The following is a 13,860-nucleotide window of genomic DNA, read 5'->3' as shown; positions in this document are numbered from 1 at the left end:
GCGCTCCCGGCGGTCGGCGATCCCCGGGATTCGCCCACGCGGGCCGACCGGTCGGTTCGGGCGGGCGGATCGAGCACCCCGAGGTAGAACTCCGCGGATTCGGACCTACACTCGTCTTCATGCCGAATCTGCGGATCAGCGAGGCGGCCGAGCTGCTGGGCGTCAGCGACGACACGGTGCGCCGCTGGATCGACCAGGGCCGGTTGCGGTCGGTCGTGCTCGACAACGGGCGCAAGGCGATCGATGGCGCGGAGCTGGCCGCGTTCACCCAGCAGCTGGCCGAGTCGCCCGAGTTGGGTGCCACGGTCGCGGCCTCGGCGCGCAACCGCATGCGCGGAATCGTCACCCGGGTCGTCAAGGACGGCGTGATGGCGCAGGTCGACATGCAGGCGGGCCCGTTCCGGATCGTGTCGCTGATGAGCCGCGAGTCCGCGGACGAGCTCGGCCTCGAGGTCGGCAGCGTCGCCGTCGCCTCGATCAAGTCCACCCACGTCGTGGTCGAGATCGAAGGAGGCGTGACGAGGTGAGACGGCTGATCCCGGTGCTCGCGGCCCTGCTGGTGGCGGGGTGCGGTTCCCCGTCGACCGACGCCCCGGCGACCGGCGGCACGTCCGGCGTCACCGGTGACGTGACGGTGTTCGCCGCCGCGTCGCTGACCGAGGCGTTCACGCGGCTGGGCGAGGACTTCGAGGCGGCCCACCCCGGCGCGGCCGTCAGGTTCAACTTCGGCGGCAGCTCCGCCCTGGCCCGGCAGCTCAACCAGGGCGCGCCCGCCGACGTGTTCGCCTCCGCCGCGCCGGCGAACATGAGGCAGGTCATCGACACCGGCACGATCACCGCCACGCCGACGACGTTCGCCAGGAACAGCCTCCAGATCGCCGTGCCCAGGGGGAACCCGGGCGGGGTCGGCGGCCTGGCCGACTTCGGCGAGGCGGGGTTGAAGATCGCGCTGTGCGCGGAGCAGGTGCCGTGCGGCGCGGCGGCGGAGGAGGTGTTCGAGGCGGCCGGGATCACCCCCCGGCCGGACACGCTGGAGCAGGACGTGAAGGCCGTGCTGACCAAGGTGTCGCTGGGCGAGGTGGACGCGGCGCTGGTGTACCGCACGGACGTCAGGGCGGCGGGCGGCGCGGTCGAGGGCATCGACTTCCCGGAGTCCGGCGAGGCGGTCAACGACTACCCGATCGCACCGCTGGCCAAGGCGCCCAACGCCGCCGGGGCGGAGGCGTTCCTCGCCCACGTGCTGTCGGACCGGGGCCGCGCGGTGCTGGCCGAGGCCGGCTTCGCCGCGCCGTGAGCACCGAGCGCACGCCGCGGGGGCGGTTGCCCGTCGTCCTCGTGCTGCCCGCGCTGCTGGGGCTGGCGTTCCTGCTGCTCCCCCTGGTCGGGCTGCTGATCCGCACGCCCTGGGCCACCCTGCCCGACCGGCTGCTCAGCGCGGAGGTGGGCCGGGCGTTGCGGCTGTCCCTGGTCTGCGCGAGCCTGGCCACCGCGCTCTGCCTGCTGCTGGGCGTGCCGCTGGCGTGGGTGCTGGCGCGCGGCGACCTGCCCGGCCGCGGGGTGCTGCGCGCGCTGGTCACCGTGCCGCTGGTGCTGCCGCCGGTCGTCGGTGGTGTCGCGCTGCTGCTCGTCCTCGGCCGGCGCGGGCTGGTCGGGCAGCACCTGGACGCCTGGTTCGGCGTCTCGCTGCCGTTCACCACGGCCGGGGTCGTGCTGGCGGAGGCGTTCGTGGCCATGCCGTTCCTGGTCATCTCGGTGGAGGGCGCGCTGCGCGCCGCCGATCCCCGCTACGAGGAGGCCGCCGCCACCCTGGGCGCGTCGCGGTGGCACGCGTTCCGGCGGGTGACCCTGCCCTCGGTGCTGCCCGGGGTCGTGGCGGGGACCGTGCTGTGCTGGGCCCGCGCGCTCGGCGAGTTCGGGGCGACCATCACCTTCGCCGGCAACTTCCCGGGCGAGACCACGACCATGCCGCTGGCCGTGTACCTGGCGCTGGAGACCGACCCGGACGCGGCGATCGTGCTCAGCGTCGTGCTGCTCGCGGTGTCGGTCGGCGTGCTGGCCGGGCTGCGGGAGCGGTGGATCGGCGGGGCGACGTGACGCTGCACGCCGAGATCCGCGTCACCCGCGGGGCGTTCCGCCTCGACCTGGACCTGGACCTGGCACCGGGCGAGGTGGTCGCGCTGCTCGGGCCCAACGGCGCGGGCAAGACCACGGCGTTGCGCGCGTTGGCCGGGCTCGTCGGGGGCGCGGCCGTCCGGGTGGACGGGGCGACGTGGGACGGGCTGCCGCCGGAGGGGCGCCCGATCGGCGTGGTGTTCCAGGACCACCTGCTGTTCGCGCACCTGACCGCGCTGGACAACGTCGCCTTCGGCCCGCGCGCCCGCGGCACCGCGAAGGCGCGGGCCAACGCGATCGCCGCCGCCTGGCTGGAGCGGGTCGGCCTGGCCGGGTTCGCCGGCGTGAAGCCCCAGGCGCTGTCCGGCGGCCAGGCGCAGCGCGTCGCCCTGGCCCGCGCCCTGGCCACCGACCCGCGCCTGCTGCTGCTGGACGAGCCGCTGGCCGCGCTCGACGCGAGCACCCGCCTCAAGGTCCGCTCCGACCTCGGTCGCCACCTGCGCGACTACCCCGGTCACACGCTGCTGGTCACCCACGACCCGCTGGACGCGATGGTCCTCGCCGACCGGATCGTCATCCTGGAGCACGGCCGGGTCGTGCAGCAGGGCACGCCGGCCGAGGTCGCGCGCCGACCGCGCACCGACTACGTCGCCCACCTCGTCGGCCTGAACCTCTACCGCGGCACGGCCGACGGCACCGGGGTGGCGCTCGCGGGCGGCGGGCGGCTGACCGTCGCCGAGCCGGTGACCGGGGAGGTCCACGTGGCGTTCCCGCCGACGGCGGTGGGCCTGTACCCGGAGCGGCCCGCGGGCAGCCCGCGCAACACCTGGCCCGTCACCGTGGTCGGGATCGAGCAGCACGCCCACACCACCCGCGTCCGGCTCGACGGCACGCCGCCGGTGTCGGCCGACGTCACCACGGCGACCGTCGCCGAGTTGCGCCTCCGGCCGGGCGACGCGCTGTGGGCGGCGGTGAAGGCGACCGAGATTCACACCTACCCGAGCTGACGCCGTTCGGGTACCGTCGAACGCCGAGTGCATTCCGCGGTGCGGATTCGGCAATTCCAGCCGATTCGGCGGAAATCGCGACCGGCGGGCCGGTGAGCGCGCCACGTGGAATCGCGCGCGGTGATCCGATCACACGGGTGGCTTCCGGGAGGCGGATTAGTGTTCACCACCGAAGAATTGCGCATCCCGTCACAGGAGAATGCGGACCGGGGCGCGGACGCCGAACTGCTGCGCCGCTTCGCCGACTCGGCCGAGGAGCGCCTCCGGCACCACGCCGGGTTCCCGGTCAACCTGGACTTCGACTACGGCCCGCTCGCGCCGTTCCTGTCGCTGCACCTCAACAACGCGGGCAGCCCCGGTCAGACGAGCGAGTACCGGCTGGACACCAAGCCGTTCGAGCGGGCGGTGGTGGGGTTCTTCACCGAACTCGCCGGCGGGCGGCCGGACGAGGTGTTCGGCCACCTGTCGCACGGCGGGACGGAGGCGAACCTCTACGCGGTCTACGTGGCGCGCGAGCGGTACCCCGACGCGGTGCTGTTCGCCTCGCGGGAGGCGCACTACTCGGTGCCCAAGATCGCCCGGTTGCTCCGCGTGCCGCTCGTGGAGGTGGCGGTGGACGACGACGGCGCGATGGACCTCGGCGAACTGGGCCGCGAGATCGGGGACCGGGGAGCGCCGGCGATCGTCGTCGCCACCGTGGGCACCACCAGCCGCGGCGCGTACGACGACATCCCGGGCATCCGCCGGGCCGCGTCCGCCGCGGGCGTGGACGACGTGTTCGTGCACGCCGACGCGGCCTTCGGCGGGCCGCTGGCGGCGTTCGGGGACCCGCCGCGGCCGTGGGCGTTCCCCGACGGCGCGGACAGCGTGTCGGTCAGCGGGCACAAGATGATCGGCTCGCCGCTGCCCAGCAGCGTGGTGCTCGTGCGCGCGGCCGACGCGGACCGGGTCCGCACGCCCGGGGTGGCCGTGGGCAGCGACGACGACACCATCGGCGGCTCCCGGGACGCGCTGTCCCCGCTGCTGCTGTGGTACGCGCTGCGCGGGCTGGGCGGTGACGGGCTCGCGCGGCGGGCGCACCGGTGCCTGGAGGTGACCGGGCACGCGGTCCGACGCCTCGCCGAGGCGGGCCGCCACCCGACCCGCGCGCCCGGCGGCAACGTCGTGCTGTTCGACGCGCCCGACGAGCAGGTCATGCGCACCTGGAACCTGTTGGACGTGGACGGCCGCGCGCACCTGTCCGTCATGCCGCACCTCACCGCCGACGTGATCGACCGGATGTGCGCCGACCTGACGTGAGGGCGCGCGTCACCCGCCGTCGGAGAGGTGGGCCGCGGTCGTCTCCCGGATGAGCAGGGACAACGCGTCGTCGATGCCACCCTCGGCCGCGGCACGGCGTTGCCGCACGGCCCCGTTGCCGTGCCGCAGCACGCCGTGCAGCAGCGAACGGGTCCCGGCCAGGTCGCCGGTGGCGGTGAGGGCGGGCTCGACCCGCCGGAGCAGGCGTGCCGCCATCGCGTGCGGTGAGGTCGGCGCGCCGGTCCACGGGTCGATCGCCGGGCCGGCGAGACCGTGCCGGGCGGCCGTCCACAGCGCTTGGCCCAGGACGCCGTCGGCCGGCCGGTCGGCCTCCCGACCCGAGGCCAACTCGTCCAGCGCGGTCCGCACGAGGCCGCGCACCAGGGCCGCGTGGAGCACCGCCTCGTCCACCGACGGCACGGCGTCGGCGACGCGGACCTCGACCGTGGGCAGGTGGCCGGACAGGCGGGCCAGGCGCAGGCCGCCGTGGTCGCGGGGCAGCAGGCCGCACTCACCGAGGCGGGCCAGGTCGGCGTCGTGCTCCGCGAGCGAGCCGAACCACGGCGGGACGCCGGAGGCGGGCAGGCGGGTGTAGGCCACGGTCCGCCAACTCTGGAACCCGGTGTCCCGGCCGCGCCGGAAGGGCGAGTCGGCGGTGAGCGCCGACAGCGTCGGCAGCCACGGCCGCAGGTGGTTGAGCACGGCGACGGCCACCTCGCGGTCGGCGACGCCCACGTGGACGTGGCAACTGCAGAACTCCTGGTCGGACAGGACGAGCCCGTAGGCGTCGCCCATCCACCGGTAGTGGCCGTCCCGGTTGGGCGGTGCGGTCTCCGCGCCGAACACCGGTAACCCCACCGCCACCAGTTCCAGCCCCTCGGCCCGCGCCGCACGCCCGAGTGCCGCGCGGTGGCGGGTGAGCGCCTCGCGCACGGCGGTGAGCGTGGTGCAGACGCCGGTGCTCGCCTCGACCTCGGTGTCCCACAGCTCGCGCTCTACGCGGGCGCCCTCGGCCAGTTCGCCGGGCACGACCCGGTCCAGCACGGCCCGCGCGGCGCTCGCCGGCAACCCCGACCCGGGTTCCACGAGGAGGAACTCCTCCTCCACCCCCATCGTCACGCCGGAGCGGTCGGGTGGCGCCGTCGCGGATTCGACCGGCGGCGAATTCGGCGTGGTCGTCGTTCGGTCCATTCCAACTCCGCGGCTCGCAGGAATTCCCCTTGACCTGACCCGGTCGAACGTCGAGCCATTCTTCGGGTTTCCCGCGAGATGATTGCGTCAACCCCTCCGGGCACGGCGTGGTTCGAGTGCGGACGTCCGGTCGGAACGATTCCATGAACGATTCGGAGGGCCAGGAATGCCGGATGACGGGGAATCGGTGGTCGTGGTCGCGGACCGGTTCTGGGACGGGGTGTCGGACCACCCCGCCGGGCGGACCGGGGTCCTCGTGCGGGGAGGGCGCGTCGAGCGGGTCGGTCCCGGGCGGGCGGAGGGCGCGACGGTGATCGACCTGGGTGACCGCACGTTGGTGCCGGGCTTCATCGACTGCCACGTCCACGTCGTGTCCGAGTCGTCGCCGGACACCTCCGTCAGCGCGCTGGCCCTGGCCGCCCTGCCCGCGATGCGGACGTTGTTGGACAACGGATTCACCACCGTGCGCGACCTCGGGTGCGCGAACCCGGCGATCACCGTGGACCTCCGGGAGGCCCAGCGGGCCGGTGTCGTCGCCGGGCCGCGGCTGGTCGTGGCCCCCCGCATCATCTCCGGGCGCGGCGGCCACGGCGACAAGTCCGCCGGCCTGCCCGTCCGCTTCGGCGTGGAGCTGGGCGCGGTGGCCGACGGGGTCGACGAGGTGATCCGCGTCGTCCGCGAGGAGGCGCGCCAGGGCGCGGACTGGATCAAGTTCGCGGGCACGGGCGGCTTCAGCACCGAGCGCGACGACCCGGAGCGGGTCACCTACTCCGAGGAGGAGGTCCACGCCCTGGTGTCCACCGCCCGCGACCTCGGCAAGCCGACCGCCGTGCACGCGTTCACCGACGAGGGCGTCCGGTGGGCCGCGCTCGCCGGCGTCCGCTCCGTGGAGCACGCCTCGCTCGCCGGCCGCGCCGTGCTGGACCTGATGGCGGACAAGGGCACCTGGCTCGTGCCGACCCGGTTTGTGACCTTCGAGTTCCTGCGCCGCCTGGACGACGACGCGTTCTGGGCCGACAAGCCCGACCACCTGCGCAGCGGCATCCGGCGGCACGCGGACCGGTTGCGTGAGTGCGCCGGGAACCCCGCCGACTCCGACGTGCGGATCGCGTTCGGGTCCGACGCGAGCGTCCTGCCGCACCGCGACAACTGGCGCGAGTTCACCGCCATGGTGTCCACCGGCATCGGCACGCTGCGGGCGCTGCGCGCGGCGACCCGCGAAGCCGCCGCGCTGCTCGACCTCCCGGACCGCGGCGTGGTCCGCCCCGGGGCGGCGGCCGACCTCGTCGCCATGCCCGGCGACCCGTTCGACGACATCGGGTGCACCGGTGGCGTCGACTTCGTCATGCAGGGCGGTCGCGTGAAGCGGCACGACCGGGGCTGACCGCGGTTCGGCGCCCGGCGGCGAGCACGAGGTCCGCGCCGCGCCCCACGCCCCCCGCGCGGTGGATCGCGGCGCGCATCCGGTCCAGTTCGCGCCGCACCCCGGGGTCCGCGGCGACCCGGTCGACCACCGCCCGCAGGTCGTCGCCCTCGTGCAGGCGCACGCCCAGGCCCAGTTCCTGGACGCGGTCGGCGTTCGCCCCCTGCTCCGGTGTCCGCGGCACCGCGACCAGCGGGACGCCGCGGTGCAGCGCCTCCATCGTCGAGTTCATCCCCGCGTGCGTGACGAATGCCCGCGCCCGCCCCAGCACCGCCGGTTGCGGGAACCAGTCCCGGGCGTCCACGGTGTCGGGGACCGGGCCCGGGTCCGGCGCGTTCAGGGCGACCTGCCACGCGCCGTCGGCGAACGCCGCGACGCAGGCGCGGTGGAACGCCGGGTCGGTCAGGATCGAGCCGAGCGAGACGTAGAGCAGCGGCAGGTCGGGGTGCTTCGGCGACCACGGTTCGACGGTGCGGCGGCCCAGCAGGGGACCGAGGAAGTGGAACGTGCCGTCGAAGGTCTCCCCCGCGGGCTGGAACTCCCGGGGCACGAACACCAGGTTCACTTCCTCGGGCGCGTCGACCGTGCCGCGCGCGTCGAGCGGGACCCCGTGCCGTGCCGCGAACTCCGCGCAGTCGTCGGCGATCACGTGCAGCGAGTCGGGCATGGGCAGCGCGAACGACTCGTTGGACGCGAGGTGGGGCACGCACCGCACGGCCGGGATGGACAACTCCCGTGCCACGAGCCGCGCGGGCCAGTTCGTCGCGTCGTAGCAGACCACGTCGGGACGCCGGACCCGGCAGCGGTCGAGCAGGACCGGGTGGACCTCCCGCATCGCCGCGAAGTAGTGCCGGAACCAGGCCGCCACGACGTCCCCGCCGGCCGGGCGGAACGGCGGCAACCCCGGCAGCTCCACCCAGCCCGCCCCGGCCGCGGTGACCGCGCGGGCGTGCTCGGGCCCGGTCGCGTAGTCCACCCGGTGACCGCGCCGCACCAGCTCCTCGACCAGGGCCAGCGTCGGCGTGACGTGGCCGTGCCCGGTCAGCGTGACGAAGAGAACCTCCACCTGACCTCCTGAACCGGTCGCACCCCCGGCCGAGCCTGTCGGCCCCGGCCGGGTGGTCGCAACCGATTTCCCGGTTCAGGCGAACAGCGACAGGTCCGCGGCGTCGGCCAGGGCGCGGTAGCCCGCGTCGTTGCCGTGCAGGTGGTCGCCGCAGTGGAAGCCGTCCCGGATGCGAGCGGGGTGGGCCGGGTCGCGCCAGACGGCGTCGAAGTCCAGCACGGCGTCGAACTCGCCGCAGGTGCGGATCCACTCGTTCACCGCTCGACGCGCGCTCTCGGCCTCCCGGGTGTGGATCTCCGCGCCCTCGAAGGGCGCGATCGTGGTGGCGTGGACCCGCACGCCCCGTCGCCTGGCTCGCGCGACCAGGCGGCGGTGGCCCGCGATGACGTCGGCGACGGTCACCGGCGGGCCGGGGAACGCCCGCAGGAAGTCGCCCAGGGGACCGTCGTGCGGGGCGTGGGAGATGCCGAGGTCGTTGCCGCCCACCGAGATCACCACGTGGGCGAGGCCGGGTGTGGCGAGCACGTCGCGGTCGAAGCGGGCGAGCACGGCGGTGCCGATGCCGTCGGTGAGCAGCCGGTTGCCGCTGATGCCCTGGTTGCAGACGTAGCCGGGCAGGCCGTGCCGCACGAGGCGCTCGGCCAGCAGCTCCGGCCAGCTGTGGTGCGCGCCGGGGGTGGAGCCCGCGCCGTCCACGCGGGAGTCGCCGATCACGACGACGGCCCCGGCCGGGCGGTCGGGCAGCACCTCGACTGCGGACAGCAGCGCCCGCACCGGCAGGGGCTCTGCGCCCTCCGGCACGGCGGGTGCGGCGACGGCGTCGCCCGGGATCGCCCAGCCGGGGTCCGGGGCGGGGTCGTGGCAGGTGACGTGTTCCACGACCGTCGGCAGGTAGAGGCTGACGGACAGCTCGGCCAGGTCGGGCACGTCCAGGTCGACGGGATCGCTCACGACCGGCGCGCCCGCCGGCACGGTGACCGCGGCCGCGCCGGAGAAGGTCAGGGCGACCCCCGACCGCACCCCGCCGCCGGGCTCCGCGAAGCCGACCCGTGCCGCTCCGACGGTCAGGGGCGTGGTCCCGAACTCGTTGGTGAAGCGGATGCGCACCCGCCGCCCGCCGCCGCCGACGCGCACCACCTGGCGCAGCGTCACGTCGGTGAAGGGCGGGTGGCCGTCGAGCGAGCCGAGCCCGTCGTGCGCCGCTTGGGGCGCGGCCGCCCAGGTCCGCACCCAGTTGTCGGTGTTGTCCATCTACTGCCTCCGTCGTCCGCGGTGGATGCGCGGACACTGCGCCGACCACCTCACACGGCGCTGACACGGAGCTGACGCGCACCGGCGTCAGCCGACGAACCGCTCGATCCTCGACAGTTGCAACGCGGGCCACTCCCGGGCCGTCTCCCGCTCGTCCCGCTCGTCGACCTGGTCGCTGCCGTCCCACACCGAGGAGGCGACGACCACGCTGCCGGCCCGGATCGCCATGGCCGTGACCCCGTCGCCCTCGAAGGACAGGCCCTCGTCGCCCCACCCGGGCGAGCGCTCCCGGACACCGGGAACCCCTTCCCGCCGGACGCGGTCGCGGAGGTCGGCCACCAGCCCGTCCCAGCCGGCTTCCGCCGCGTCCTCGTCGTCGTAGGCGACGACGTCGGACAGGACGCGGAAGAACACGTTCTCCGACAGCTCCAGCACGACCATGCCCACCCCGTGCGCGTGCTCGCAGGCCCAGCCGTCGCCTTCCGCGCGCCACTTCCGGCACTGCTCCCGCAACGCCGTGCCGGTCGGCACGGACCGACCGTCCTGGTCGGAGCCCGGCACGGGCAGGGGGCCGGTGAGCCCGTCGTGCGCGACGAAGCCGGGCAGGTCACCCGCGGTGGGAGCGCCGCGTCGAGGTCCGCGGCGTCGAGGGTCGGGTCGGGCCACAGCAGGCACGGCCAGGGCGAGCACCACGACGACCAGGACCCCGCGCATCACGGCGGCCACGGTAGGGCGGCGGCGCCGGGACCGGTCGCGCCCCGGTGCCGGCGGTCGAGCGTCACCGGGCGGACAGCTCCTCCGCCAGCGCACGGGCCCGCGGTGATGAGATGCGGTGGTACAGGACGAGCGCCCGGCGCAACGACGCCCTGCCCGACGCCGTGCCGCCCGCGCTGCGGCCCAACCCCTCCCAGCACTCCGCCTCCTCGTGCCGGGCCGCGAGGGACCGGGCGAGGTGCAGGCCCTCGGTGAACCGCTCCCGCGCGGTGGCCCGGTCGCCGTCGTCCAGGGCCAGGTGGCCGAGGCTGATCAGCGCGCGGGCCTGGCCGTGGCGGTCGCCCAGCTCGCGGTGCAGCCGCAGCGACCGGGCCTGGCTCGCCGCGGCGGCCTCGCGCTCGCCGCGCAGCCGCTGGACCTCGCCCAGGCAGTTCAGCGCGCCGGCCTCGCCGTGCCGGTTGCCGAGTTCCCGGTACAGCGCCAGCGCCCGCAACTGCCCGGCCATGGCCGCCGGCAGGTCGCCGAGCCGGCGGCGCACGTCGCCGAGGTAGTTGAGGGCGTTCGCCTCGCCGTGGCGGTTGCCGAACTCGCGGAACAGGGTCAGCGCCTCGGTGAGGGCCGCCGACGCGGCCTCGTGGTCGTCCAGGATGCGCAGCGCCTCGCCCTGCGAGGTGAGGACGTTGGCCTCGCCGATCCGGTCGCCGAGGGCGCGGAACGAGGCCAGGGCCCCCGCCTGGCTCGCGATGGCCGCCGGGTAGTCGCCGGTGAGCCGCTGCACGTCGCCGAGGTAGTTCGACGCGCCCGCCTCGCCGTGCCGGTCGCCCAGCTCGCGGTACAGCTCCAGCGCCCGGCGCAGGTTCGCCGCCGACGCCGGGTACTCGCCCGTGCGGCGCTGCACGAACCCCAGGTCGGTGAGCACGTCCGCTTCGCCGAGGGCGTCGCCGAGATCCCGGAACAGGTCCAGCGCCCCCCGCAGGCTGATCACCGACGCCGGCAGTTCGCCCATCAGCCGCTGCACCTCGCCCAGCCGGTGCAGGGCCTTCGCCTCGGCCGACCGGTCGCCGACCCGGCGCGCCTCGGCGACGGCCAGGTCCTGCAACGCCCGGTCCTGGTGCCAGTACCCGAAGGTGCGCAGGAACCCGTGCGTCGCGGCGACGATCTCGACCGCGTCGCCCGAGCGGCCGTGCCGGGCCGCGTGGTCCGCGACGACCTGGAGGTTCACCCGCTCCGCGGCCATCCAGTCGACCGCCGCGCCCCGGTCGGCGAACCGGCGCGCCGGCGTCGGACCCCGGTCCGGGCCGCCGTCCGGACCACCGTCCGGGCCGCCGTCCGGGCCGCGCCGGCGTCGGGCCAGGTGGCGGTCGGCGGCGCGAGCCGTGACGACGTAGTACCGCAGCAGGCGCCCGACGGCCGCCTCCCGGTCGGTCGCGTCGTCGGCCAGGGCCAGCCCCCGCGCGTGCGCCTTGATCAGGTCGTGGAACGAGTACCGCCCGCGGGTCACCTCCTCCACGAGGTGGCAGGAGAACAGCGAGTCCAGGATCCGCCGGGACGCCGGCACGTCGAGGTCGCCCAGGGCCGCGGCGGCGTGGGTGTCGAAGTCGCCGCCCGGGTGCAGGCCGAGCCGGCGGAACAGCCGCCGCTGGTCCGCGGTCAGGTCCCGGTAGGAGAGGTCGAAGGCGGTGGCGACCGAGTCGTCCTCGGCGTACATCGCCTCCAACCCGCCCGGCACCGCGTCCAGCTCGTCCAGCAGGTGCCGGGGCGTCCACGCCCGGTGGTGCTTGAGGTGGCCCGCCATCAGGCTGATCGCCAGGGGCAGGTACCCGCAGGAGCGCACGATGCCGGTGACGCTGTCGTCCGCGTCGACCCCGGCGAGCTGCTGGAACAACCTCTCGGCCTCCTGGGCCCCCAACACGCCGAGCGTCACCGGCAACGCGTCGTAGAGCAGGGTGAGCCGGCGCCGGCTGGTCAGCAGCACGAGGTTGCCCGGCCCGCCCGGCAGCAGCGGTTTGACCTGCGCGCTGCTCGTGGCGTCGTCGAACAGCAGCAGCAGCCGCTTGTCGGCCGAGCGGTCGCGCCACAGCGCCGCCCGCGCGTCCGGGCCGGGCGGGATCTGCTGCGGCGCGACGCCCATCACGACCAGCAGGGTGTAGAGCGCGTCGGAGGGGTCCACCGGCTGGTGCCCCGGCGTGTGGCCGTAGAGCCGCAGGAAGATCTGGCCGTCCGGGAAGCGGGGAGCCAGCTGGTGGGCGATGTGCACGGCGAAGGCCGTTTTCCCCACGCCCGCCATGCCGTCGATCACGATGATCCTGACGACGTTGCCGGCGGCGTTGCCGGACGCGCCGTCGAGGACCCGTTGGAACTCGGCCTGGCGGCCCGTGAACGAGGTGACGTCGCCGGGCAGCGTGCGGACCGCCGCGTCCGGCAGGTCGACCGAGCCGTAGATGCTGACGCCGCCGTGGATGACGCCGACCTGCACCACCTGGCCGGCCGATCCGGCGTTGTTGCGGTACTCCACGCTTCCCGTCGAGTCGGACGGCAGAATCGACATCGGTCGCGGCCTCCCCTGCTCCCCCGGCGCCTCACCCCGCGTTCGGCGCCGCCTTGCGTCACGGTTCCCCGACGTCCTCCGCGGCCCACTCCAGGTGGAATTCACGCAGGAATTCCTCCAATACCCGGTGCCGCCGTTCGGCGACCACGCGAGCGGTTTCCGTGTTCATCCTGTCCTTGAGCAGGAGGAGTTTCTCGGCGAAGTGGTCGATCACCGTTCCCTGACGATTCAGGTAGTCCCGGTGGGTCGCGTGGAACTGCGGTCGGGAATCGGGGTCGTGCATCACCTGGCCCACGTAACCGCCGTAGGCGAACGTCCGCCCGATGCCGATCGCGCCCAGCGCGTCGAGGCGGTCGGCGTCCTGGACCACCCTGCCCTCGACCGTGGCCATCGGGGTCGGCGTGCCGGCGCCCTTGAACGACATGTTCGCGATGATCTCGGCGACGGCGCCGGCCCTGATCCGGCTCTCCCCGATCGCGGTCAGCCACTCGAACGCGATCAGCGGCCCCTTCTCGTGGTCGCCGCCGTTCAGCTTGTAGTCCGAGATGTCGTGCAGCAGCGCGGCCAACTCGGTGACGTGGAGGTCGGCGCCTTCCCGGCGCGCCAGCGCGAGCGCGAGCCGGCGCACCCGGTGCGCGTGCCACCAATCGTGCCCGGACGATTCGGCGAACAACTCGTTGCGCACGAATTGCGCCGTCTTCTCCACGATCAGCGCGTCGTTCATTCCCTGCTCCCTGTGGTCGCACGAGGAATTCGGGCACCCAAGATGACGGCGCACCCCTACCCCGGCCTTCTCTGGTCCGACGAGCACTCGGACCCTAGCAGGCCGATCCACGACCGGTTGCGCTTTCGACCGAGCCATTAACACCTGTCCGGGGGAATTTCTCGACGACCGGCCCGCGGAACCGGTGGGTGCGCGGATCATCCCAAGTCGGGTGGGATAATGATTTATCACCCGTTCGAGCGGAGGCACGTGCCGGTCTGTGGCGAGCATAAGGTCGGCGACAAAGCCGTGGTCCGCCTGATTGCGGTCGACAATGGCCGGCGCACCGTGCCGATGGCCGCCGGTCCCCTGCCACCGGGAAACACCCGCAAGGGTGACGCCGATCGTCACCGCGATCGGGTCGGTCCGCGGGCCGACGGTCGACCGCGCGGCGTGCGCCGACCACCCGGGCGAGCTCGGACCACCGCCGGACAATCATGTGCTCGCCGGACGCGGGGCGAACGTGACGGCGGAGGTCCGCACGAG

The 13,860-nt window shown here is 74.6% G+C and carries 12 protein-coding genes; 6 read left to right on the top strand and 6 right to left on the bottom strand.

Annotated features, from left to right (window positions below; all coding sequences use genetic code 11):
• The first annotated feature begins 119 nt into the window (after positions 1 to 119).
• The 5 genes from ACIGNX_RS00730 to ACIGNX_RS00710 all read left to right on the top strand — a co-directional run bounded on the left by ACIGNX_RS00730 (position 120) and on the right by ACIGNX_RS00710 (position 4,418).
• Positions 120 to 527: a molybdopterin-binding protein gene (locus tag ACIGNX_RS00730; RefSeq protein WP_396534800.1), complete on the top strand. Its 408-nt coding sequence runs from the start codon at positions 120 to 122 to the stop codon at positions 525 to 527.
• Positions 524 to 1,294 (top strand): molybdate ABC transporter substrate-binding protein, encoded by a 771-nt coding sequence (modA, locus tag ACIGNX_RS00725; protein WP_396534798.1) that lies wholly within the window; start codon positions 524 to 526, stop codon positions 1,292 to 1,294. The genes ACIGNX_RS00730 and modA overlap by 4 nt, the downstream gene beginning before the upstream one ends.
• Entirely contained in the window at positions 1,291 to 2,094 is an 804-nt protein-coding gene (modB, locus tag ACIGNX_RS00720) for a molybdate ABC transporter permease subunit (RefSeq protein ID WP_396534796.1), read from the top strand. Before modA ends, modB begins: the two co-directional genes overlap by 4 nt.
• On the top strand, positions 2,091 to 3,119 hold the full coding sequence (locus ACIGNX_RS00715) for an ABC transporter ATP-binding protein (protein WP_396534794.1): 1,029 nt from the start codon (positions 2,091 to 2,093) through the stop codon (positions 3,117 to 3,119). The genes modB and ACIGNX_RS00715 overlap by 4 nt, the downstream gene beginning before the upstream one ends.
• A 159-nt stretch (positions 3,120 to 3,278) precedes the next feature.
• Complete coding sequence (locus ACIGNX_RS00710) at positions 3,279 to 4,418, top strand: histidine decarboxylase (RefSeq protein ID WP_396534792.1); 1,140 nt, start codon at positions 3,279 to 3,281, stop codon at positions 4,416 to 4,418.
• Positions 4,419 to 4,427: 9 nt separating this feature from the next.
• On the opposite strand, the gene ACIGNX_RS00705 is transcribed toward ACIGNX_RS00710, so the two are convergent.
• Positions 4,428 to 5,531 (bottom strand): glutamate--cysteine ligase, encoded by a 1,104-nt coding sequence (locus tag ACIGNX_RS00705; RefSeq protein WP_396535642.1) that lies wholly within the window; start codon positions 5,529 to 5,531, stop codon positions 4,428 to 4,430.
• Between the two features lie 244 nt (positions 5,532 to 5,775).
• Here ACIGNX_RS00705 and ACIGNX_RS00700 point away from each other — a divergent pair, with 244 nt between their 5' ends.
• Positions 5,776 to 6,993 carry an amidohydrolase family protein gene (locus ACIGNX_RS00700; protein ID WP_396534790.1) on the top strand — a complete coding sequence of 406 codons (1,218 nt, stop codon included), beginning with the start codon at positions 5,776 to 5,778 and terminating at the stop codon, positions 6,991 to 6,993.
• Here the strand turns inward: ACIGNX_RS00700 and ACIGNX_RS00695 are convergent.
• The 5 genes from ACIGNX_RS00695 to ACIGNX_RS00675 form a co-directional block, all read right to left on the bottom strand.
• Positions 6,953 to 8,098 carry a macrolide family glycosyltransferase gene (locus ACIGNX_RS00695; protein ID WP_396534788.1) on the bottom strand — a complete coding sequence of 382 codons (1,146 nt, stop codon included), beginning with the start codon at positions 8,096 to 8,098 and terminating at the stop codon, positions 6,953 to 6,955. The two genes, ACIGNX_RS00700 and ACIGNX_RS00695, sit on opposite strands and share 41 nt — an antisense overlap.
• 75 nt (positions 8,099 to 8,173) lie before the next feature.
• Positions 8,174 to 9,349: a GDSL-type esterase/lipase family protein gene (locus ACIGNX_RS00690; RefSeq protein ID WP_396534786.1), complete on the bottom strand. Its 1,176-nt coding sequence runs from the start codon at positions 9,347 to 9,349 to the stop codon at positions 8,174 to 8,176.
• A gap of 87 nt (positions 9,350 to 9,436) precedes the next feature.
• The gene (locus ACIGNX_RS00685) at positions 9,437 to 10,066 is read right to left on the bottom strand and encodes a hypothetical protein (protein WP_396534784.1); all 630 of its coding nucleotides are present in this window, start codon (positions 10,064 to 10,066) and stop codon (positions 9,437 to 9,439) included.
• Between the two features lie 61 nt (positions 10,067 to 10,127).
• Positions 10,128 to 12,611 (bottom strand): ATP-binding protein, encoded by a 2,484-nt coding sequence (locus tag ACIGNX_RS00680; protein WP_396534782.1) that lies wholly within the window; start codon positions 12,609 to 12,611, stop codon positions 10,128 to 10,130.
• A 58-nt stretch (positions 12,612 to 12,669) separates the two neighbouring features.
• On the bottom strand, positions 12,670 to 13,725 hold the full coding sequence (locus ACIGNX_RS00675; protein ID WP_396534780.1) for an HD domain-containing protein: 1,056 nt from the start codon (positions 13,723 to 13,725) through the stop codon (positions 12,670 to 12,672).
• Positions 13,726 to 13,860 lie beyond the last annotated feature (135 nt).

Origin of the sequence: Actinosynnema sp. NPDC053489 (genome assembly GCF_044544865.1) — a bacterium.
Classification (GTDB): Bacteria; Actinomycetota; Actinomycetes; order Mycobacteriales; family Pseudonocardiaceae; genus Actinosynnema.
This window is presented reverse-complemented; position numbering and strand designations above follow the sequence as displayed.

Excerpts from the sequence above, each read along its gene's own strand:
- ACIGNX_RS00730 (WP_396534800.1), top strand. The coding sequence starts at position 120 with ATGCCGAATCTGCGGATCAGCGAGGCGGCCGAGCTGCTGGGCGTCAGC.
- ACIGNX_RS00705 (WP_396535642.1), bottom strand. The coding sequence starts at position 5,531 with ATGGGGGTGGAGGAGGAGTTCCTCCTCGTGGAACCCGGGTCGGGGTTG.
- ACIGNX_RS00700 (WP_396534790.1), top strand. The coding sequence starts at position 5,776 with ATGCCGGATGACGGGGAATCGGTGGTCGTGGTCGCGGACCGGTTCTGG.
- ACIGNX_RS00690 (WP_396534786.1), bottom strand. The coding sequence starts at position 9,349 with ATGGACAACACCGACAACTGGGTGCGGACCTGGGCGGCCGCGCCCCAA.
- ACIGNX_RS00680 (WP_396534782.1), bottom strand. The coding sequence starts at position 12,611 with ATGTCGATTCTGCCGTCCGACTCGACGGGAAGCGTGGAGTACCGCAAC.